Below are 21,211 nucleotides of genomic sequence, written 5' to 3'. Positions count from 1 at the left end.
GGTCCTGAAAGAGGGGCTGCCCCCGTTCGGTACCGGCAGGTAGGGTGCGGGTCCATGAGCGGCGAGAGCACCACGCGTACGGCCCCGCGCACCGGGGGCACGGAACCGGCCGGCGGCGGCCGGCTCGGGGAGCGGCTGTCCGGGGTGGCCATGGCGCTCGGCCTGGTGCTGTTCCTCGGCGGCTTCGCCTGGGGTGCCGTGGTCTACCGGCCGTACACCGTACCGACCAGCTCGATGGCGCCGACCATCGACGCCGGTGACCGGGTGCTGGCCCAGCGTGTCGACGGCACCGAGGTGCGCCGCGGCGACGTCGTCGTCTTCCGCGACAAGAACTGGATCACCGACGCCAACGTGGTCAAGCGGGTCGTCGCGGTGGGCGGCGACACCGTCTCCTGCTGCACGGACGGCAGGCTCACCGTCAACGGCAAGAAGATCGACGAGCCCTACCTGCCCGCGGGCAGCCCGGCCGAGATCACGAACTTCCCGGCCATCACCGTCCCCAAGGGCCGGCTGTTCCTCCTCGGCGACGAACGCCAGGGCTCCCTGGACTCCACCGCCCACCTCACCGACGCCGCGCAGGGCACGGTGGCGCGCGGCGCCGTCTCCGCACGTGTCGACTCCGTCGTCTGGCCCATGGACGGCATGCTCGAGCGGCCCACCGGATTCCAGACGCTGGGCGCCCTGTCCCGGCCGGGTCCGCTCAGGACCATCGAGCTGATGATCGTCGGTGGCGCCGTCCTGGTCCTCGGCGGCGGCGCGTACGGCTCGGTCGCCAAGCGACTGGGCCGCGGGCGCAACGGCCCGGGGCCGGCCGGTGCCCGCTGAGACCGCCCGGCCGGGCGAGAACGGCCACGGGGGTGGACCGCGCAGGGTGGCCCGGGTGGTCCTGCTCGACCCCGACGACCGCATCCTCCTGCTGCACGGCCACGAGCCGGACGACCCGTCCGACGACTGGTGGTTCACCCCGGGCGGCGGTCTGGAGGGCGACGAGACGCGCGAAGAGGCCGCGCTGAGGGAACTCGCCGAGGAGACCGGCATCACCGATGTCGCCCTCGGCCCCGTGCTGTGGCGCCGGCGCTGCTCCTTCCCGTTCGCCGGCCGGCGCTGGGACCAGGACGAGTGGTACTACCTGGCCCGCACGAGCCAGACGGCCGTCACGGCCCTGGGCCTGACCGAACTGGAGCGGCGCAGTGTCGCCGGAGCGCGCTGGTGGACGTGCCGGGAACTGACCCGGGCACATGAGACGGTGTATCCGACCAGACTCGCCGGGCTGCTGCGCACGCTGCTCGACGAAGGTCCCCCCGCCAGGCCCGTGACTCTGGACACGGAAATCGTCTGAGGGCCCGTCGGACTGGCGCACAATGGGGGGATCGCACGGCTGAAGGGGAACATGCCATGAGCGCCGAGGACCTCGAGAAGTACGAGACCGAGATGGAGCTGAAGCTCTACCGGGAGTATCGAGATGTCGTCGGTCTGTTCAAATACGTGATCGAGACCGAGCGGCGCTTCTACCTCACCAACGACTACGAGATGCAGGTGCACTCGGTCCAGGGTGAGGTGTTCTTCGAGGTCTCGATGGCGGACGCCTGGGTCTGGGACATGTACCGGCCGGCCCGGTTCGTGAAGCAGGTGCGCGTCCTCACGTTCAAGGACGTGAACATCGAGGAGCTGAACAAGAGCGACCTGGAGCTGCCGGGCGGCTGACCGCCCCCGGTTCCGTCGCACGGGTGACGGGGTTCTCCACAACCGGCCAGTAGCCCACCAAGATCCACTTCTGTTCCCGTGCCGCGTGACCGTGGGTGCCGGAGGTGGTGCCGACATGAGCAGGGCACGCAGTGGGCTCGGCAGGTACGGCGAGGATCTGGCAGCGCGGCGGCTGACCGAGGCGGGGATGACCATCCTGCGGCGCAACTGGCGCTGCGGTCGTTCCGGAGAGATCGACATCGTGGCCCGGGACGGGGACACCCTGGTCGTCTGCGAGGTGAAGACCCGCAGGGCGGGCGGCTTCCAGCACCCGATGGCCGCCCTCACACCCGAGAAGGCACGGCGCCTGCACGGCCTCGCCGAACGCTGGATCCAGGCCCACGGCGGAGCCCCGCCGGGCGGCGTCCGCATCGACCTGGTCGGGGTGCTGCTGCCCCGCCGGGGAGCCCCGGCCGTCGAGCACGCCCGGGGGGTGGCCTGAGATGGGGTTCGCCCGTACGTGCTCCGTCGCCCTCGTCGGCGTCGAGGGCGTGCTCGTCGAGGTGCAGGCCGACCTGGAACCCGGGGTGGCGGCCTTCACCCTGGTGGGCCTGCCGGACAAGAGCCTGACGGAGAGCCGGGACCGGGTCCGGGCCGCGGTGGTGAACTCGGGCGGGGAATGGCCGCAGAAGAAGCTCACCGTCGGACTGAGCCCGGCGTCCGTGCCCAAGGCCGGCTCCGGCTTCGACCTGGCCGTCGCCTGCGCGGTGCTCGGTGCCGCCGAGCGGATCGACCCACGGGTCCTCGCCGAGATCGTGATGATCGGCGAGCTGGGACTGGACGGCAGGGTGCGGCCGGTGCGGGGCATCCTGCCCGCCGTCCTCGCCGCCGCCGACGCGGGGTACGAGCAGGTGGTCGTACCCGAGAGCGCCGCCGCCGAGGCCTCCCTGGTCCCCGGAGTGTCCGTGCTCGGCGTCCGCAGCCTGCGGCAACTGGTCGCCGTCCTCACCGACGAGCCCGTACCCGAGGAGGCGCCTGACGGGCAGGGGCGCCCGGACCCGCTGCTGGCGGGTCTGCGCGTGCCCGGCACCGGGGCGGCCACCGGGATGCGCGGCGGAGGCGCCCAGCCCGACCACGACCTGGCCGACGTCGTGGGGCAGACCTCGGCGCGCACGGCCGTCGAGGTGGCCGCCGCGGGCGGGCACCACCTGTTCCTGGAGGGCCCGCCGGGCGCGGGCAAGACGATGCTCGCCGAGCGGCTGCCGACCGTGCTGCCCCCGCTCACCCGGCAGGAGTCACTGGAGGTCACGGCGGTCCACTCGGTGGCCGGCCTGCTGCCCCCGGGCAAACCGCTGGTCGAGGTCGCCCCCTACTGTGCCCCGCACCACTCGGCCACGATGCAGTCCCTGGTCGGGGGCGGCCCGGGCGTGGCACGGCCCGGCGCCGTCTCCCTGGCCCACCGGGGCGTCCTGTTTCTGGACGAGGCGCCCGAGTTCCACGGCCAGACCCTGGACGCCCTGCGCCAGCCGCTGGAGTCCGGGCACGTGGTGATCGCCCGCAGCGCGGGCGTGGTCCGGTACCCCGCACGGTTCCTGATGGTCCTGGCGGCCAATCCCTGCCCGTGCGGCCGTTTCTCGCAGCGGGACTCCCTGTGCGACTGCCCGCCGTCGGCGATCCGCCGGTACCAGGCCCGGCTGTCCGGCCCGCTGCTCGACCGCGTCGACCTGCGGGTCGAGGCCGACGCGGTCACCCGTGCCCAGCTCACCGGACGCGGGGCGCGCGGCGAGTCCTCGGCGGCCGTCGCCGCCCGGGTCCGGGCGGCCCGGGAGCGGGCCTCGGCCCGCCTCGCCGGAACTCCCTGGGGTGCCAACAGCGAGGTGCCCGGAAGGGAGCTGCGCAGCCGCTTCCACGCCGCCGGCGGCGCGATGGACGAGGCCGAGCGCAGCCTCGAGCGGGGCGTGCTCACGGCCCGCGGCATCGACCGGGTGCTGCGCGTCGCCTGGACGGTCGCCGACCTCGCCGGCCACGACCGCCCGGACGCCGGAGATGTCCGCCTCGCCCTGCAGTTGCGCACCGGTGTCCCACGGGGCGTGCCCATGGCCCTCGGGGTCCCCACATGAGCGCGGGGGCGGACGCCGGGGAGGAGCGGCTGGGGCGGGTCTTGCTCACCCGGGTCATCGAGCCGGGTGACGAGGCCGGCGGGCGGTGGCTGCGGGAGCTCGGGGTGGCGGAGGTGGTCCGGCGGCTGCGTGACGGCGGGCGCCGGCCGCCGGGGGTGAGCGGTGAGCGGTGGGCCGGCCTGGTGGCGCGGGCCGCCCGGGCCGAACCGGAGCGCGACCTCCGGGAGGCGCGGAACGCCGGTGTGCGGTTCGTGTGCCCGGGCGACATCGAGTGGCCGGGCCCGCTCGACGACCTGGGCGACGGCAGGCCCACGGGCCTGTGGGTGCGCGGCGCACCCAGTCTGCGGACGTGGGCGCTGGGCTCCGTCGCCGTGGTCGGGGCACGCGCCTGCACCGAGTACGGGACGCATGTGGCCGCCACCCTCGCCGCCGGACTGGCCGAGCGGGGATGGGTGGTCGTGTCCGGCGGGGCCTACGGCATCGACGGGGCCGCCCACCGGGGCGCCCTCGCCGCCGGCGGGGCCACCGTCGCCGTGCTGGCCTGCGGCGTCGACCGGCCCTACCCCCGCGGGCACACCGCGTTGATCGACCGGATCGCGGAGCAGGGCCTGGTGGTGGGCGAGCTGCCGCCCGGCGACCACCCGACGCCGAGCCGGTTCATCCTGCGGAACCGGGTGATCGCGGCGCTGACCCGGGGCACCGTCGTCGTGGAGGCCGCCTGCCGCAGCGGCTCGCTGGCCACCGCGCGGGCGGCCGAGCGGCTCGGCAGGTTCACGATGGGGGTGCCCGGGCCCGTCACCAGCTCTCTCTCCGCCGGAGCGCACGAACTGCTGCGTGGCGGGGCCACGCTGGTCACCGATGCCGCGGACGTCGTCGAACTCGTGGGCGACATGGGCGAGCTGGCGCCGCCGCGGCGCGGCCCGGTCCTCCCGCGCGACCTGCTGGACCCGGCCGCGCGGGCCGTCCTCGCCGCGCTGCCCGGCGACCGCCCGGCCGGCGCCGGGGAGATCGCGCGCGGCGCGCCGACCACTTTGGACCAGGCGATCGCGAGACTGTACGAACTCCGAGCACTTGGATACGTCGAACGACACGGCGACGGCTGGAAGTTGACACGCCAGGCGCTGATCTCGGCCCGGGGCGGCCCGGCTCCGTGCTGACCCTGCGTGTTCGGCCGTCCGGGGGAACGCCCTAAGCCCTTGGGATTCCACGGAGTTGGCGCATCCGAGTGGTCACGCAGAGCGAGCCTCCGATGCTGCCGGTGCGGCCGGTGGAGGAGCTCCGCGCAGGGGTGGTGCCTCGTTGTTCGCACACCGCGACTCCGCAGTCACGCTACGCTCACGAAGTCCGGCGCAGCCCGCGCCGACCCGACACAGGACCGACAGCTCGCCCGGGTGCCCCGCGCCACTCGTGACGGGTCACCGCGCATCACATCCGCACCCCGTCCCACCCCACAGCACTTCACGGCAGATCACGGCACTTCTCGGCAGAACGGCACAAGGCGACGAATGCCCCAGCACACCTCCGGCTCCGACCGGGCGGCGGTCCCACCGGCCGCCCGCGACGGTGGCAGCGTGCGGCCGCCCGCTCCCTCGACGCTCGACGAACTGTGGCGGTCGTACAAGGCGACGGGGGACGACCGGCTGCGGGAGCAACTGATCCTGCACTATTCGCCGCTGGTCAAGTACGTCGCGGGCCGGGTCAGCGTCGGGCTCCCGCCCAACGTGGAGCAGGCCGACTTCGTGTCCTCGGGCGTGTTCGGACTGATCGACGCGATCGAGAAGTTCGACCTCGACCGGGAGATCAAGTTCGAGACGTACGCGATCACCCGGATCCGGGGCGCCATGATCGACGAGTTGCGGGCGCTGGACTGGATCCCCCGGTCCGTCCGGCAGAAGGCGCGCAACGTCGAACGGGCCTACGCCACCCTGGAGGCGCGGCTGCGGCGGACCCCGACGGAGGCGGAGGTCGCCGCCGAGCTGGACATGGAGGTGGACGACCTGCATGCCGTGTTCAGTCAGTTGTCGCTCGCCAACGTGGTCGCCCTGGAGGAACTGCTGCACGTGGGTGGCGACGGCGGAGACCGGCTCAGCCTCATGGACACGCTGGAGGACACCGCCGCCGACAACCCGGTGGAGGTCGCCGAGGACCGGGAGCTGCGGCGCTTCCTCGCCCGTGCGATCAACACCTTGCCGGAGCGGGAGAAGACCGTCGTCACGCTCTACTACTACGAGGGGCTCACCCTCGCCGAGATCGGCAATGTGCTAGGGGTCACCGAGAGCCGGGTCAGCCAGATCCACACGAAGTCGGTGCTCCAGCTGAGGGCGAAGCTGGCGAGCTTCGGACGCTGAGTCGCTCCCGTTCGCCGGCGTGCGTCCGTAAAGTGGTCGACGTGCCAAGGATTCGAGCGGCCTCCGTGGCCGAGCACCGGTCGATGCAGCGAGCCGCCCTGCTGGACGCGGCCCGGTCCCTGCTGTCCGACGGCGGGACCGACGCGCTGACCTTTCCCGCGCTGGCCGAACGGACCGGCCTGGCGCGGTCGTCCGTGTACGAGTACTTCCGCTCGCGGGCCGCCGTGGTCGAGGAGCTGTGCGAGGTCGACTTCCCCGTATGGGCGGCCGAGGTCGAGGCGGCGATGGAGCGCGCGGCGACGCCCGAGGGCAAGGTCGAGGCGTACGTGCGCCGGCAGCTCGCGCTGGTCGGGGACCGGCGGCACCGGGCCGTCGTGGCGATCTCGGCGAGTGAGCTGGACGCGGGGGCGCGCGAGAAGATCCGCGCGGCTCACGGGGGGCTGGTCGCGATGGTCGTCGAGGCGCTCGCGGAGCTGGGGCACGAGCAGCCCCGGCTGGCGGCGATGCTGTTGCAGGGGGTCGTGGACGCGGCCGTGCGGCGGATCGAGCTGGGTGCGGCGGAGGAGCCGGCGCGGATCACGGACGCCGCGGTGCGGATGGCTCTGCGGGGGGTCCTGGACTGAGCGGCCCGCGCGGGGCCCGGGCCGCTCCGTGCTCCCCTGCTCCAGGGGTGCCGTGCTCCCGCCGGGGTGCCGTGCCGCCGGTGGGCGAGGCGGCTCGCCGGGCTCACGGGGAGCCTCGCCGTCCCGTCGTGCCGAGCGGGCACCTCCAGCACCGGGAGCAGCCGGGAGGGACCCCCGCGCAGCAGCCACGGCGGCAGCAGGGCCAGGGGGTTCAGGTAGGTCTCGCCGTCCAGCAGGCCCCAGTGCACGCAGGTGGTGGAGCAGTGCGCGGGTGCGGCCTCCACCGTGCCGACCACGTCACCCGCGTTCACCTCGTCCCCCTTCCGCACCGACGCGGTCACCGGCTCGTACGTCGTGCGCAGGTCCGTCCCCGCCAGTTCCACCGACACCACGCCGCGGCCCGCCACCCGCCCCGCGAAGGACACCCGGCCGGGTGCCACCGCCCGTACCGGCGCACCGGCGGGCGCGCCCAGGTCCACCCCCCGGTGCCCGGGGCCGTACACCGTCGCCGGTGGCTCCCAGCCCCGTACCACCACCGGCCGGACCCCGACCGGCCAGGTGCGGGCGATGGCCGGAACCGGTGCCCGGGAGGGCGGTGCGGGCACGGGGGCCGGGGTGTCCGCTGAGGCCAGGGGGGTGGGCACGAGTGCCGCGAGACCGAGCACCAGGCCCGCCCACGCACCCGCACACCGCATCACTCGTCGCATGCCGGAACCCTCCCGCACCCGCGTGATCATGGCCGGGAACTGTGGACGGCGCCCCGCTTGTGGACAGCGGCGTCACCCGGTGCCCCGGCGGTCCCGTACACTTCTTCTGGCGATCCGGGTCACCGGGTCGACTTCGCACGCCCGGGTACGGGTCTCGTCGGACGGTGTCCGTCGGACGATCCGTATCAGCGCCCCTCGGTCCCTCGCGGCACCGGCGCAGCGCGGGCGTCAGGCGCGACGGCCGGCCGGCCGTCGCGGCACAACCGAGAAATTCAAGGAGATACGGCCATGGCCGTCGTCACGATGCGGGAGCTGCTGGAGAGCGGCGTCCACTTCGGTCACCAGACCCGTCGCTGGAACCCGAAGATGAAGCGCTTCATCTTCACCGAGCGCAACGGCATCTACATCATCGACCTGCTCCAGTCGCTGTCGTACATCGACCGCGCCTACGAGTTCGTCAAGGAGACCGTGGCCCACGGCGGCACGGTCATGTTCGTCGGCACGAAGAAGCAGGCGCAGGAGGCCATCGCCGAGCAGGCCACCCGCGTCGGCATGCCCTACGTCAACCAGCGCTGGCTGGGCGGCATGCTCACCAACTTCTCGACCGTCTACAAGCGTCTGCAGCGCCTCAAGGAGCTCGAGCAGATCGACTTCGAGGACGTGGCCGCCTCCGGCCTCACCAAGAAGGAGCTGCTGGTCCTCTCCCGCGAGAAGGCCAAGCTGGAGAAGACCCTCGGTGGTATCCGCGAGATGCAGAAGGTGCCCAGCGCCGTCTGGATCGTGGACACCAAGAAGGAGCACATCGCCGTTGGTGAGGCCCGGAAGCTGAACATTCCGGTCGTCGCGATCCTCGACACCAACTGCGACCCCGACGAGGTCGACTACAAGATCCCGGGCAACGACGACGCGATCCGCTCCGTCACCCTGCTCACCCGCGTGATCGCCGACGCCGTCGCCGAGGGCCTCATCTCCCGCTCTCGCGTCGCCACCGGTGACAAGGGCGAGAAGGCCGCGGGCGAGCCGCTCGCCGAGTGGGAGCGCGACCTGCTCGAGGGCGAGAAGAAGGCCGACGAGGCCGCTCCGGCCGCCGAGGCCGAGAAGCCCGCCGAGGCCGAGAAGCCGGCTGAGGCCGAGAAGCCGGCTGAGGCCGAGAAGCCGGCTGAGGCCGCTCCGGCCGCGGAGGCCGAGAAGCCCGCCGAGGCCGCTCCGGCCGCCGAGGCCGAGCAGGCCTGACGTCAGCGTCGGCAGTGGGGGCGGAGCGGAATCCATCGCGCCGCGGCGCGGGTGAGTCCGCCCCCACTGTTCACCCGTAGGTCGGCACGCCGTCCGTGATCCATGGCTGGAATGGGAACACGGACCGTGCCCGTCTCCGATCTCCGAAGACTTCGAGAAAGACTCACAGACTCATGGCGAACTACACCGCCGCCGACGTCAAGAAGCTCCGTGAGCTGACCGGCGCCGGCATGATGGACTGCAAGAAGGCGCTGGACGAGGCCGACGGCAACGTCGACAAGGCCGTCGAGGCGCTGCGCATCAAGGGCCAGAAGGGCGTCGCCAAGCGCGAGGGCCGCTCCGCCGAGAACGGCGCCGTGGTCTCCATCATCGCCGACGACAACTCCTCCGGCGTCATCGTCGAGCTGAAGTGCGAGACGGACTTCGTGGCCAAGGGCGACAAGTTCCAGGCCGTGGCCCGGACCATCGCCGAGCACGTCGCGAAGACCTCCCCGGCCGACATCGAGGCGCTGCTCGCCTCCGAGATCGAGGCCGGCAAGACCGTCCAGGCGTTCGTGGACGAGGCCAACGCCAACCTCGGCGAGAAGATCGTCCTGGACCGTTTCGCGCGGTTCTCCGACGGCTACGTCACCGCCTACATGCACCGCACCATGCCCGACCTGCCGCCGCAGATCGGTGTCCTGGTCGAGCTGGACAAGCCGAACGCCGAGGTCGCCAAGGGCCTCGCCCAGCACATCGCCGCCTTCGCGCCGAAGTACCTCGCCAAGGAGGACGTGCCGGCCGAGGTCGTCGAGTCCGAGCGTCGCATCGCCGAGGAGACCACCCGCGCCGAGGGCAAGCCCGAGGCCGCGATCACCAAGATCGTCGAGGGTCGCGTCAACGGCTTCTTCAAGGACGCCACGCTGCTCGGCCAGCCGTACGCGCTGGACAACAAGAAGTCGGTCCAGAAGGTGCTGGACGAGGCCGGTGTCACCCTGAAGCGCTTCACGCGCATCAAGGTCGGCATCTGAGTCCGTACCGCGATCGACGCGCGACCCGGATAGGGTCGACAGCAGTCGTCCGCGCACACCGCCACACCCGGGCATGTGGCGGACGGCAGCAGATCTGACGAGGAGGCCATTGCCGCGCAAGGGAGCGAAAAGCGACCCCACCGGCAATGGCCTTCTTCGTATGTGCAACACGTGAAAGAGGCGGGATCTCCATGACCACCAAGGCCCAGAAGAGCGACGACGGCAAAGTGCGCGGCCGGTTTCTGCTGAAGCTGTCCGGAGAGGCCTTCTCCGGTGGCGGGGGCCTGGGCGTGGACCCGGACGTGGTGCACAAGATCGCCCGTGAGATCGCGGCCGTCGTCCGGGACGGCGCGCAGGTCGCGGTCGTCATCGGCGGCGGCAACTTCTTCCGCGGCGCCGAACTCCAGCAGCGCGGCATGGACCGCGCCCGCTCCGACTACATGGGCATGCTCGGCACCGTGATGAACTGCCTCGCCCTCCAGGACTTCCTGGAGAAGGAGGGCATCGACAGCCGGGTGCAGACCGCCATCACCATGGGGCAGGTCGCCGAGCCGTACATCCCGCTGCGCGCCGTGCGCCACCTGGAGAAGGGCCGCGTGGTCATCTTCGGCGCCGGAATGGGCATGCCGTACTTCTCCACCGACACCACCGCCGCCCAGCGCGCCCTGGAGATCGACGCCGAGGCCCTGCTCATGGGCAAGAACGGCGTGGACGGTGTCTACGACTCCGACCCCAAGACCAACCCCGACGCCGTCAAGTTCGACGCCCTCGGCTACGGCGAGGTCATCACCCGGGACCTCAAGGTCGCCGACGCCACCGCCATCACCCTGTGCCGCGACAACAGCCTGCCGATCCTCGTGTTCGAGCTGCTCGCCGAAGGCAATATCGCCCGGGCCGTCAAGGGTGAGAAGATCGGCACGCTGGTGGGTGACCAGGGCAGCCGGGACTGACCGGCACACCCCGGGAGCCCGGGGTACGACACCTGTCCGGGGGACGGACGGGACGCGCCCTGGCCGGGGGATGGACAATGTCCTGCCGGTCGGGAACCGTGCAGGAAGAAGACGCGACGCAGCCGGCCGCCGCCCGACAGAGGAACAGCAGCCGGGCCTCACTCAAGACACGCAGGAGCAAGTGGTGATCGAAGAGACCCTCCTCGAGGCCGAGGAGAAGATGGAGAAGGCCGTCGTGGTCGCCAAGGAGGACTTCGCCGCGATCCGCACCGGCCGTGCGCACCCGGCGATGTTCAACAAGATCGTGGCCGACTACTACGGCGCGCCGACGCCGATCAACCAGCTGGCTTCGTTCTCCGTGCCGGAGCCGCGCATGGCGGTCGTGACCCCGTTCGACAAGAGCGCGCTGCGCAACATCGAGCAGGCGATCCGGGACTCCGACCTGGGCGTCAACCCGAGCAACGACGGCAACATCATCCGCGTGGTGTTCCCCGAGCTCACCGAGGAGCGCCGCCGCGACTACATCAAGGTCGCCAAGGGCAAGGCGGAGGACGCCCGGGTGTCGATCCGCTCGGTGCGGCGCAAGGCCAAGGACGCCATCGACAAGCTGATCAAGGACGGCGAGGTCGGTGAGGACGAGGGCCGCCGTGCGGAGAAGGAGCTCGACGACACCACCGCGAAGTACGTCGCCCAGGTGGACGAGCTGCTGAAGCACAAGGAAGCGGAGCTGCTCGAAGTCTGATGAGCCACTCTTCCTGGGGGGCGCCGCCAACGGCGGGGCAGACCGGCTACTGGGGGCCCACCGAGGGTGGGCCTGTCCAGGGGGCTGCCCCGGCGGGTCCCGCGTACGATGCGCCTGAGGCGCAGCAGACTCGCCCCATGCCCATCGTGCCCGACGTACCCGCGCATGGCGGAGACCAGGACGACGATCGGGGGGCCGCTCGTCTGAGCGGCCCCTTGTTCCGCAACGAGACGCAGAATCCGGAGCCCATGCCCGACGCCCCGCAGCCGGCGCCCGCGCCGCAGAAGAAGAGCGCGGGCCGCGACCTGAGCGCCGCCATAGGCGTCGGTGTCGGGCTCGGTGTGGTGATCATCGCGTCCCTGTTCGTCGTCAAGGCCGTCTTCGTGGGTGTCGTCGCGGTCGCGGTGGTCGTCGGGCTGTGGGAACTGACCAGCAGGCTGCGGGAGCGCAAGGACATCGCGGCCCCGCTGGTGCCGCTCGCGGTGGGCGGGGCGGCGATGGTGGTCGCCGGGTACGTCCGCGGTGCCCAGGGCGCGTGGGTCGCGATGGCGCTGACCGCGCTCGCGGTCCTGGTCTGGCGCATGACGGAACCGCCGGAGGGCTACCTCAGGGACGTCACCGCCGGTGTCTTCGCCGCGTTCTACGTGCCGTTCCTGGCCACGTTCGTCGCGATGATGCTCACCGCCGACGACGGCCCCTGGCGGGTGCTGACCTTCCTGCTCCTGACGGTCGTCAGCGACACCGGCGCCTACGCCGTCGGCTGGCGCTTCGGCAGGACCAAGCTCGCCCCGCGGATCAGCCCCGGCAAGACCCGTGAGGGCCTGCTCGGCGCGGTGCTGTTCGCCATGGTCGCGGGCGCGCTGTGCATGCAGTTCCTGATCGACGACGGCCGCTGGTGGCAGGGCCTCGTCCTCGGCTTCGCCGTCGCCGCCAGCGCCACCCTCGGGGACCTCGGCGAATCCATGATCAAGCGTGACCTGGGCATCAAGGACATGGGCACCCTGCTCCCCGGTCACGGCGGCATCATGGACCGCCTGGACTCGCTGCTGCCGACGGCGCCGGTGGTCTGGCTCCTCCTGGTGCTGTTCGTCGGTTCGGCCTGAGCCGCCCGGAGCGCATACGGCGGCGGGCTCAGGAGGCGGTGCGGATGGCGGCGATGTCGAACTGGAGGCGTACCTTCTCGCTCACCATGGCCCCGCCCTGGGCGAGCCTGGCGTCATAGGTCAGACCCCAGTCGCACCGGTTGATGGTCGTGGTGCCGTCGAAACCGACCCGCTCGTAGCCGAACGGGTCCGTCACATGGCCGATGTAGGTGAGCTCCAGGTCGACGGGGCGGCTGATGTTCTTGATGGTCAGATCGCCGGCCATCCGGTAGACGTCCTCGCCGGCGAGCCGTACGGCGGTGCTCGTGAACGACATCCGCGGGTACGTCGCCGCGTCCAGGAACTCGCGGCCCACCAGATGGGCGTCACGCTGCTCCACACCGGTGTCCACGCTCGCCGTGTACATCACGATGTCGGCCCGGGAGCGGGCCGGGTCAGCGGCGTCGAAGTGGAGCCGGCTCTCGTACTCGGTGAAGGCGCCGCGCACCGTGGTCACCATCGCGTGCCGCACGGAGAACCCGATCCTGCTGTGCGCGGGGTCGATCGCCCACTCCCCGGTCAGGGATGCCAGACCGGGATCGGGCAGGACAGCGGTGGCACCGGACGCCGATGCGGTGTGCGCGGCGGGGGAGGCGGTCGCCTCCGGACGCCGCTGGAAAGGACTGCGGCCGAAAAGGTTCATGGAGCACCTTGCTACGGCAGCGCGCCCGGCCCGGCAAGACCCGACCAGGAAACCCGACCGTTCACCAGCAGAACTTCACAGGTGAGGGGAGCGGCCCCGGGCCTGCGGCTCATGGTGGACGCCTCGGCCGCTCTGCGGTTCGGCACCCGCGGCGGCCGACGCCGCGCGGGGGAGCACGGCGGCCCGGGCTGGGCCCGTCGGAACGGAGTGTCCCGTTGCGCCGCGCCGCCCGTGGCACCGCCCCCATCCTGCGGCAATGCAGTCCTTGCTGCTCCTGGGGCTGGACGGGGCGTCGGGCTACGAGCCGCAGACGGCGATCCTCTACGGACTCCGGGCCGTTCTCCTGCCGACCCGCGCCCTGCCGACCTGCGCCCTGCCGACCTGCGCCCTGGCGGCCCAGAGGATACGGAGCGCGGTGGAGCCCTCCTGGGCGCCCCGGGACGGCTGGATCCCCCGCGGGGCTCCTGAGCCACGCGGCCCGCCGCCGGGCGACCGAGGTGGCGTCTGCTCGTCGGGCGTCCTCGACGGTGGCAATGTGGAACATGTGAAAGCTGAGGACAGCTCAGCCGGTATGTGGCAGCCACGGCGGTCGAGTCACGCGCTGCTGCTGATTCCGATCGTCCTCATCGTGGTGATCACGGCCGTCGACCAGCTGGTCCCCGAGGACGTCCACCTCGGCCCGCTGCTGGTGATCGCCCCCGCGATCACCGCCTCGTTCACCGGCGCCTGGCTCACCGGCGTGGTCGGCGCCCTGGCGGTGACGGCACAGGCGTACATCGGCTGGCACTTCGGCGTGCTCTTCTCGCGCAACGTGCTGGTCCAGATCCTCGCCCTCGCGGTGCTCTCGGCCCTGAGCGTGGTCTTCTGCCTGGTGCGCGAGCGCCGCCAGCGCCAGCTCGCCCAGGTGCGGTCGGTCGCCGAGGCCGCGCAGCACGGCCTGCTGTGGCCGCTGCCGGAGCGCATGGGGCCGCTGCAGATCGCCTGTCTGTACCTGGCCGCCGAGGACGAGGCGAAGATCGGCGGCGACCTGTACGCGGCCACCCGCATCACCGGCGGCGTGCGCATCATGATCGGGGACGTCCGGGGCAAGGGGCTGTCCGCCATCGGTGAGGCCGCCCTCCTCCTCGGCGCCTTCCGCGAGGCCGCCCACCGGCACGCCACCCTTCCCGACCTGGCCACCACACTGGACCACAGCGTGACCCGGTACCTGGCCGACTTCGAGCCGACCGCGGAGGCCGGCGAGCGGTTCGCGACCACCCTGCTGCTGGAACTCCCCGACGACGACCACATCATCCGGATGATCAGTTGCGGGCACCCCCCTCCGCTGCTGCTCAGCCCGCACAGCGCCCTCACGGTCCCCAGCCTCCACCCCGCACCACCACTGGGGACCATGGAAACGGGACCCGAGGCCTACGCCATCGACGCGGCTTCCTTCGAGCCGGGCGACACCCTGCTGCTCTACACGGACGGTGTCATCGAGGCCCGCGACCGCGACGGCCGCTTCTACCCCCTGGAGACGCGGGTCGCCCAGTGGAACAGGAGCGGTCCGGAGTCGCTGCTCCACCACATCCACCGCGATCTGCTGGCCCACACCCGCGGACGCCTCAACGACGACGCCGCCCTGGTCGCCCTGCACCGTCACCCGGACCGCCACGGACACCGCCGCCACGGCCGCGTCATCCACACGAGCGGCTTCGGACAGACCCCCTGAGCAAGGGGGTGCCCGGACGCTCCCCCGCCCGGAGCCGGTGCGCGTCCGCGGCACTGTCGCGGTGGGGGCTTCCCGCCGTTCCGGCGCGGCCGGCGGAACATGTGACGCACCACGGATCCCGCGAACCCGGGAGGACCACGGGCCACCGGCAACGGCCGTGGCGCCGCCGGTGGCCGGGGACGCCCCCGTCAGCGGTCCGAGCCCTGACGGTGCGAGACCTGGCCCCGGACCACGCGCCACCGCGACCGCGTCTGCTCGACCACCTTGTCCCACTGCCGGCGGACCTCGCGATCGGACGGGCGGTGGCCCGCACGGATCCGGCCGAGTTCGTCCCGTACTTCTCGGCCCAGTGCCGCCGACGCGACCAGGGCGAGCATGGCCGCGAAGAGGGCGGAGATCATCGCGAAGACCGCACCGACCACCCCGTAGCGGGCGGCGGAGGAGTTGAACAGGCGTGGCAGGTAGATGGCCGCGCCCACCGAGTACAGCGCCGTCAGCGCGGCGCCGGTGACGCCGAACGGCACCAGGTCCCGCAGGCCGATCCGCTTCGCCGACAGGAGCCGGCCGCTCCAGACCAGGAACACCGCGGTCACCGGCACCTCGCACACCGAGGCGACCAGACCCAGCGCGTGCCCGCCCAGGAGGGCGGAAAGCACCGCGATGACCGTCGCGTAGCCGCCGAGCGCGAGGATCCACCACAAGCCGTTGCGGGTGTTGCGCACACTGAGGGGCCTGAGTTCCCACGCCTGCTCGAACAGCCGCTGCGCGGCCCGGGTGAAACTCAGCGTCGAGATCGTCAGAAACGCGACCCCGAAGACGCCCACACTCGCGCTGTTCCCCTGGGCAGGGGAGAACAACGATCTGACCGCCTCGGCGCCCGCACCGGTGAGCTGGTAGCGCTGGATGATCCGCTCCGCGGCGTCGTACTGCCCGAAGACGGCGCCGAGGAGGATGGAGACCGGCACCAGCGCCGTCAGGGCGCTGGACGCGAGGGCCATCGAGCGGTCGAAACCCACGATCTTCTGAAACCGGTTGATGACCCGCAACGCGAACGCGGGCCGGAGCCAGAACGTCAGCGTTCTGACGAGGCGCTCTCGATTGATCTCCGCCGGCCCGCCTTCCGCGAGGATCGAGACTCTTCGGACGAAGCGAGGCTAACGGAAGGCCGCCGGGCCGATGAGGGCGACACGAGCCCGCGCGGGGACGGGCGGATACATCATTCTGCCGGCGGGATCGCCTGCGCCAGATACGCCGCAGCCCTCCTGGGCACCTCATTCCCCTGCTCCAGCAACCGGATCCGCTTGCGGTCCCCGCGCGGCTCGGCCGACTCACCCGACGTCGCCGCGGGCCTGGCGCCCTCTCCGGTTTCGGCACGACGTAGCCACTTCGACAACGTGATCGGGTGGACGCCGAAGTCGCCGGCGATCTGATATCAACGACGCTGGACGGGGACGTACACCAACACCCCTGTCAGGCTGTTGCACCCGCCGACGACAGCAGCCGGGGCGGGCTCGAATCGAATTCCTTACGCGGTGGTCAGATCCTGCGGGGACCACGGGGAACACCGGGGAGAGAAGTCCGCGTTCATCGGGCGTCGGCATCGCTCCGTCGCAGGTCAGCAAGGTTCCCGTCCCGGAAGCACCCAAGCTTCCCAAGTTGATGGCTCAAGTGCGGATCGGGATATTTGTAAGGCGTACAAGTGAGGCGCCCCTCACCCGTCTGGGTGAATGCCTGTCCGTTTCGGAGCTGAGGCCAAGCGATTGACCTAGCGTGACCCACCTAGCTAGTGCTTGGTGCTGGCCAAGGGGGGAGTGACTGGTTTCGGGTCGGCCGGCCAGAGGACCCTCGTGAGCTTGGCCATGAGACGTGGAGACCGAGTGACGACGGCGCAAAGCGACCCCGAGGCCGATCGCGAGACATCAGACCATCGCGTCAGGGCGGCCCCTGAAGTCAAGGCTGCTTGGATCGGGGTAGTCACCGCGATCATCAGTGCTGCCGGGGCGTTCATGGCCGGATGGCTCCAGTACAGCGGCCCCGGGTCCGAAAGCCACGACGGGGCGTCAGCCTCGGTCCGATCGACTGCCCCACCGCCGGCGCTCATCGTCAGCCCCACCCAGGGAGACAAAGTCGACCAGTGCACGGCGGTCAGGGGTGTGACCCCACGGCTCCAAAAGGACGAATCCTACTGGCTGGTGGTGCGAGGCGCTGACGCCTGGTCCACCTACTACCTGAGCCGCCACATCGAGCCATCTACGCTTGCCGAGTCTTCGTCAGCAGACGCTTACGGCAAGTGGGACGTCCAGGCTGTCGTCGGCGGCAACAAGAAGGACGCTGGCGCGGATTACAAGTTGATCCTCGTCCGTACCAACACCCTGACAGATGAGTTCACCAGTCGGCTTGCCAACAAGGCTTGGGACTTGGGGAATCGCCTCCCCCAAGGCTCATTTCAAGTGGACAGCGTGCAGGTGCACCGAACGGCGAAAGAATGCCAGGGATGAGGCGCTCTTCAGCACCGTTCAAGCAGCTCCGCACCACAAGCGCACCAGATCGAGTGGGGAACAGTGGAGAACCACGGTGAAAGCAGCCCCGCTCGAAGAGGCCACCCTGTCGCCGTTCTCCCAGGTCAGCGCGCCAGTAGGAGCGGAATGATCGCAGCTTCCCAAGCTGTGGGCGGTGCCGGTCGAGCGCACCGAAGCTGGGCCGTCTCTGGGCCCTCCGAGGTTACTCAAGAGCGGCCGGTGACGACCGACGACGACGGCCAGGCGCCCGAGCCCACCACTCCTGAGCAGCGAAAACGAGGTCACCTATATCCCCGGCAAGACCCAGGACGGGAAGCAGCGGTGCGCCGAGCGGTCTGAGCCTGTCGTTCGGATCAGGCCGTGGGATGGCGGCGAGCTCGGAGCCGGACAGCACCCTTCACGGCGTAGACGGCGGTCATGGCTGCGAAGCCCGCGAAGGTGAGCCAGAACCAGGACTCCGCCACTGCGAGACTCAGCACCATGCCGCCAAGGAGCATCAGGGAAGCGACGGCGTCCAGTAGGTCAAGGCGGGCCTCGAAATGCGCCGACGGGTCGGATCCTCGCAGCCGGCGGATGACGGGAACGAGGCCGAGGGCCTGCAAGACGGCCAGACCGAAAGCGATCCAGACGAACCATCTGGGTATCTCCACGGCGCGCACTGTATCGCGGCCCCCCCCAGCCTTGAGTCTTCATCTGCGTGACAACGCAGATGAACAACGGCGGACAAGCGCGGACGTCCGCGGACCATCGGAGCAGGTGGGAACCGCAGCTGCCCAGGACTCCGCCTCACGGCAAGTCGCTTCCGGAGGAGGAGGTCACCTCGCCAGGTCTCGGCGCCACGGTCCCACTGCTCCTCGTGCGGAGGGGGGACCGGAACCTCCGTGGCATCGCTCCCACGAGAGTTTTCAAGATCGTTTGGGAGGCCCGGGCTCGGCGGAACCACGAGCGGCGGCAACGGCCCCGGAGAACATCCTGATCACGCGAACGGCGACAGGTCCCTGCTCTCCAGATGGGCGAGCAAGGATTCGAGGCATGCCTCCGGGCGGGGCAGGTCGGCACGGAAGAACGAGTCCTCGCCGAGCGGCCCACCGCTGACGATGACCATCCATGCCGTCCGCCGCTCCGCCGTACGGTCACCGTCGACCTTGAAGACGGTCGTGACCCCGCGCTCGGCCGGCCATTCCATCAGCTCAAGCATGTCCACTCGCACTCCTATGGAAAGATCATCCCACCTCTGGAGCACGCAGCCCCGGGCCGTTCCCGGGCCGTGCGGGGCCGGCCGGAGCTGACGGCAGGCACCCGTGGTGACCGTCCCCACCCCGCTCCGGCCTGGGCTCCCCGCTTGGATCTGCGACACTGGTACCACCATGCCCAAGCCCGGAGAACTCACTTTCGTCGCCCCCCGCGGAGCCAAGAAGCCGCCGCGGCATCTCGCCGATCTCACGCCCGCCGAGCGCAAGGACGCCGTGGCCGAGATCGGTGAGAAGCCGTTCCGTGCCAAGCAGCTCTCGCAGCACTACTTCGCGCGGTACGCGCATGATCCGGCGGAGTGGACCGACATCCCCGCCGCCGCGCGCGGCAGGCTGCGGGAAGCGCTGCTGCCCGAGCTGATGACGGTCGTGCGGCATCTGTCGACCGACCAGGGGACGACCCGCAAGACGCTGTGGCGGCTGTTCGACGGCACGCTCGTGGAGTCCGTGCTGATGCGGTACCCGGACCGGGTCACCATGTGCATCAGCTCGCAGGCCGGGTGCGGGATGAACTGCCCGTTCTGCGCGACCGGGCAGGCCGGCCTGGACCGGAACCTGTCCACCGCGGAGATCGTGCACCAGATCGTGGACGGGATGCGGGCGCTGCGGGACGGCGAGGTGCCGGGCGGGCCCGCGCGGCTGTCCAACATCGTCTTCATGGGCATGGGGGAGCCGCTCGCCAACTACAAGCGGGTCGTCGGCGCCGTCCGGGCGCTGACCGACCCCGCCCCGGACGGGCTCGGGCTGTCGCAGCGCGGCATCACCGTGTCGACGGTCGGGCTGGTCCCGGCCATCCACCGGTTCTCCGACGAGGGCTTCAAGTGCCGGCTCGCGATCTCCCTGCACGCGCCCGACGACGAGCTGCGCGACACCCTCGTCCCGGTGAACACCCGGTGGAAGGTGCGCGAGGTGCTGGACGCCGGGTTCGAGTACGCCGCCAAGTCCGGGCGCCGGCTGTCCATCGAGTACGCGCTGATCCGGGACATCAATGACCAGGCCTGGCGAGGCGACCGGCTCGGCCGGCTGCTCAGGGGCAAGCCCGTGCACGTCAACCTCATCCCGCTGAACCCGACGCCCGGCTCGAAGTGGACCGCCTCGCGGCCCGAGGACGAGAAGGCGTTCGTGGAGGCCGTCGCGGCCCACGGGGTACCGGTCACCATCCGGGACACCCGGGGACAGGAGATCGACGGGGCCTGTGGTCAGCTCGCGGCGACCGAGCGATAATCTGGCCACGTCAACACATCTGCATATTCCGACAGGGGAGCGCCACAGCGCTGAGAGTGCGGCAACCGGGCCGCAGACCCTCTGAACCTCGCCCAGGTCATTCTGGGTAGGAAGTTCGGTCATCACTCAAGCTGTTGCGCCCTGCCCGGGACTCCCTCGCGGAGCCCGGGCGGGGCCGCGTCTCTTCCTGGCCAACCCCAGGAGGACATCCAGTGCACAACAAGACTCTCGTGGCCGTGGCCACCGGGCTCGGCCTTCTCGCGCTGCCCGCGCTGACCGGGTGCGGGTCGCAGGGCGCCAAGGACTCCGCCGCGGACTCCGGGACCGTGACCCTCGTCAGCCACGACTCGTGGCTCGTCTCGAAGAGCGTCATGAAGGACTTCGAGAAGCGGTCCGGGTACAAGGTCAAGGTCCTCAAGAGCGGCGACGCGGGCCAGGCCGTCAACAAGGCGCTGCTGACCAAGGACAACCCGCAGGGCGACGTCTTCTTCGGCGTCGACAACACCCTGCTCTCGCGCGCCCTGGACAACGGGCTGTTCCAGTCCTACGAGCCGGCGGGCTCCGACCGGGTCCTGCCCGGGTACCGCGTCGACCAGGACGAGCACCGCGTCACGCCCGTCGACACCGGCGACATCTGCGTCAACTACGACAAGGCCTACTTCGAGGAGCACCGGCTGACCCCGCCGCGGACCTTCGCCGACCTCGCCGAGCCCGCCTACAAGAACCTCCTCGTCACCGAGAACGCCTCCACCTCCTCCCCGGGCCTCGGCTTCCTGCTGGGCAGCGCCGCGAAGTTCGGCAAGGACGGCTGGCAGGACTACTGGAAGAAGCTCAAGGAAAACGGCGTCAAGGTCGTCAACGGCTGGGAGCAGGCCTACTACCAGGAGTTCTCCGGATCGTCGGAGGGCAGGAAGGCCGGCGGGGACCGGCCGCTGGTGGTGTCGTACGCCTCCTCGCCGCCCGCCGAGGTCATCTACGCGAAGAAGCGGCCCGACACCGCCCCCACCGGGGTGTCCCAGGGCACCTGCTTCCGGCAGACCGAGTACGCGGGCCTGCTGAGCCACGCCAAGAACGCCAAGGGCGGCAAGGCGTTCCTCGACTTCCTGCTCACCAAGGAGTTCCAGGAGGACATGCCGCTCAACATGTTCGTCTACCCGGTGCGCGAGGGCGCCGCGGTCCCGCCGGACTTCGCCAAGTACGGGCCGCAGGCCGAAAACCCCGAGACCATGGCTCCCGGCACCATCGCCGCCAACCGTGACAGCTGGGTCAAGTCGTGGACGTCGCTCGTACTGAGGTAGCGGCCCGC

21 protein-coding genes and 1 pseudogene are annotated in these 21,211 nt (G+C 71.0%); 17 read left to right on the top strand and 5 right to left on the bottom strand.

Features of this window, described 5'->3' with window-relative positions; translation table 11 throughout:
- Positions 1-54: 54 nt before the first annotated feature.
- From lepB to MXD57_RS03785, 8 genes are all read left to right on the top strand, one after another.
- Positions 55-825, top strand: coding sequence for a signal peptidase I (gene lepB / locus MXD57_RS03820; protein ID WP_250399832.1), 771 nt, complete (start codon positions 55-57; stop codon positions 823-825).
- Positions 815-1,339, top strand: coding sequence for an NUDIX hydrolase (locus MXD57_RS03815; RefSeq protein WP_250399831.1), 525 nt, complete (start codon positions 815-817; stop codon positions 1,337-1,339). The genes lepB and MXD57_RS03815 overlap by 11 nt, the downstream gene beginning before the upstream one ends.
- A 56-nt stretch (positions 1,340-1,395) precedes the next feature.
- Positions 1,396-1,704, top strand: a complete 309-nt coding sequence (locus MXD57_RS03810; protein WP_003965949.1) for a DUF2469 domain-containing protein — start codon at positions 1,396-1,398, stop codon at positions 1,702-1,704.
- 85 nt (positions 1,705-1,789) lie between these two features.
- Complete coding sequence (locus MXD57_RS03805) at positions 1,790-2,185, top strand: YraN family protein (protein WP_250399830.1); 396 nt, start codon at positions 1,790-1,792, stop codon at positions 2,183-2,185.
- A 1-nt stretch (position 2,186) separates the two neighbouring features.
- Positions 2,187-3,803, top strand: coding sequence for a YifB family Mg chelatase-like AAA ATPase (locus tag MXD57_RS03800; RefSeq protein WP_250399829.1), 1,617 nt, complete (start codon positions 2,187-2,189; stop codon positions 3,801-3,803).
- Entirely contained in the window at positions 3,800-4,960 is a 1,161-nt protein-coding gene (dprA, locus tag MXD57_RS03795; RefSeq protein WP_250399828.1) for a DNA-processing protein DprA, read from the top strand. Before MXD57_RS03800 ends, dprA begins: the two co-directional genes overlap by 4 nt.
- Before the next feature lie 348 nt (positions 4,961-5,308).
- On the top strand, positions 5,309-6,151 hold the full coding sequence (gene whiG / locus MXD57_RS03790; RefSeq protein ID WP_250399827.1) for an RNA polymerase sigma factor WhiG: 843 nt from the start codon (positions 5,309-5,311) through the stop codon (positions 6,149-6,151).
- A 65-nt stretch (positions 6,152-6,216) separates the two neighbouring features.
- Complete coding sequence (locus MXD57_RS03785; RefSeq protein ID WP_250399905.1) at positions 6,217-6,774, top strand: TetR/AcrR family transcriptional regulator; 558 nt, start codon at positions 6,217-6,219, stop codon at positions 6,772-6,774.
- Between the two features lie 137 nt (positions 6,775-6,911).
- Here MXD57_RS03785 and MXD57_RS03780 read toward each other — a convergent pair.
- Positions 6,912-7,481, bottom strand: a pseudogene (locus tag MXD57_RS03780) (peptidoglycan DD-metalloendopeptidase family protein); the annotation flags it as partial.
- A gap of 288 nt (positions 7,482-7,769) precedes the next feature.
- Here MXD57_RS03780 and rpsB point away from each other — a divergent pair.
- The 5 genes from rpsB to MXD57_RS03755 all read left to right on the top strand — a co-directional run bounded on the left by rpsB (position 7,770) and on the right by MXD57_RS03755 (position 12,519).
- Positions 7,770-8,714 carry a 30S ribosomal protein S2 gene (rpsB, locus tag MXD57_RS03775; protein WP_250399826.1) on the top strand — a complete coding sequence of 315 codons (945 nt, stop codon included), beginning with the start codon at positions 7,770-7,772 and terminating at the stop codon, positions 8,712-8,714.
- Positions 8,715-8,887: 173 nt separating this feature from the next.
- Positions 8,888-9,724, top strand: a complete 837-nt coding sequence (gene tsf, locus MXD57_RS03770; RefSeq protein WP_250399825.1) for a translation elongation factor Ts — start codon at positions 8,888-8,890, stop codon at positions 9,722-9,724.
- 191 nt (positions 9,725-9,915) lie between these two features.
- Positions 9,916-10,674 (top strand): UMP kinase, encoded by a 759-nt coding sequence (pyrH, locus tag MXD57_RS03765; protein WP_250399824.1) that lies wholly within the window; start codon positions 9,916-9,918, stop codon positions 10,672-10,674.
- 184 nt (positions 10,675-10,858) lie between these two features.
- Positions 10,859-11,416, top strand: a complete 558-nt coding sequence (gene frr / locus MXD57_RS03760) for a ribosome recycling factor (protein ID WP_067041614.1) — start codon at positions 10,859-10,861, stop codon at positions 11,414-11,416.
- Positions 11,416-12,519, top strand: a complete 1,104-nt coding sequence (locus MXD57_RS03755) for a phosphatidate cytidylyltransferase (protein ID WP_250399823.1) — start codon at positions 11,416-11,418, stop codon at positions 12,517-12,519. The genes frr and MXD57_RS03755 overlap by 1 nt, the downstream gene beginning before the upstream one ends.
- Before the next feature lie 28 nt (positions 12,520-12,547).
- Here the strand turns inward: MXD57_RS03755 and MXD57_RS03750 are convergent, their stop codons facing one another.
- Positions 12,548-13,201, bottom strand: coding sequence for a YceI family protein (locus MXD57_RS03750; protein WP_250399822.1), 654 nt, complete (start codon positions 13,199-13,201; stop codon positions 12,548-12,550).
- A 256-nt stretch (positions 13,202-13,457) separates the two neighbouring features.
- On the opposite strand from MXD57_RS03750, the gene MXD57_RS03745 reads away from it, so the two are divergent.
- Positions 13,458-14,912 (top strand): PP2C family protein-serine/threonine phosphatase, encoded by a 1,455-nt coding sequence (locus MXD57_RS03745; RefSeq protein WP_308290648.1) that lies wholly within the window; start codon positions 13,458-13,460, stop codon positions 14,910-14,912.
- 188 nt (positions 14,913-15,100) lie between these two features.
- Here the strand turns inward: MXD57_RS03745 and MXD57_RS03740 are convergent, their stop codons facing one another.
- Positions 15,101-15,928, bottom strand: a complete 828-nt coding sequence (locus tag MXD57_RS03740) for a YhjD/YihY/BrkB family envelope integrity protein (protein WP_250399821.1) — start codon at positions 15,926-15,928, stop codon at positions 15,101-15,103.
- Between the two features lie 861 nt (positions 15,929-16,789).
- On the opposite strand from MXD57_RS03740, the gene MXD57_RS03735 reads away from it, so the two are divergent.
- On the top strand, positions 16,790-17,410 hold the full coding sequence (locus MXD57_RS03735) for a hypothetical protein (protein ID WP_250399820.1): 621 nt from the start codon (positions 16,790-16,792) through the stop codon (positions 17,408-17,410).
- A 374-nt stretch (positions 17,411-17,784) separates the two neighbouring features.
- Here the strand turns inward: MXD57_RS03735 and MXD57_RS03730 are convergent, their stop codons facing one another.
- Both MXD57_RS03730 and MXD57_RS03725 read right to left on the bottom strand, forming a co-directional pair.
- The gene (locus tag MXD57_RS03730) at positions 17,785-18,081 is read right to left on the bottom strand and encodes a hypothetical protein (protein ID WP_250399819.1); all 297 of its coding nucleotides are present in this window, start codon (positions 18,079-18,081) and stop codon (positions 17,785-17,787) included.
- Positions 18,082-18,407: 326 nt separating this feature from the next.
- Entirely contained in the window at positions 18,408-18,629 is a 222-nt protein-coding gene (locus tag MXD57_RS03725) for a hypothetical protein (protein ID WP_250399818.1), read from the bottom strand.
- A gap of 169 nt (positions 18,630-18,798) precedes the next feature.
- On the opposite strand from MXD57_RS03725, the gene rlmN reads away from it, so the two are divergent.
- Both rlmN and MXD57_RS03715 read left to right on the top strand, forming a co-directional pair.
- Entirely contained in the window at positions 18,799-19,905 is a 1,107-nt protein-coding gene (gene rlmN / locus MXD57_RS03720; RefSeq protein ID WP_250399817.1) for a 23S rRNA (adenine(2503)-C(2))-methyltransferase RlmN, read from the top strand.
- Positions 19,906-20,117: 212 nt separating this feature from the next.
- Positions 20,118-21,203, top strand: coding sequence for a thiamine ABC transporter substrate-binding protein (locus MXD57_RS03715; protein ID WP_250399816.1), 1,086 nt, complete (start codon positions 20,118-20,120; stop codon positions 21,201-21,203).
- The last annotated feature ends 8 nt before the right edge of the window (positions 21,204-21,211 follow it).

Origin of the sequence: Streptomyces cellostaticus (assembly GCF_023630175.1) — a bacterium.
Taxonomy (GTDB): Bacteria; Actinomycetota; Actinomycetes; order Streptomycetales; family Streptomycetaceae; genus Streptomyces; species Streptomyces cellostaticus_A.
Note: the sequence above shows the minus strand (reverse complement) of the source record. Positions and strands in the feature narration are given on the sequence as shown.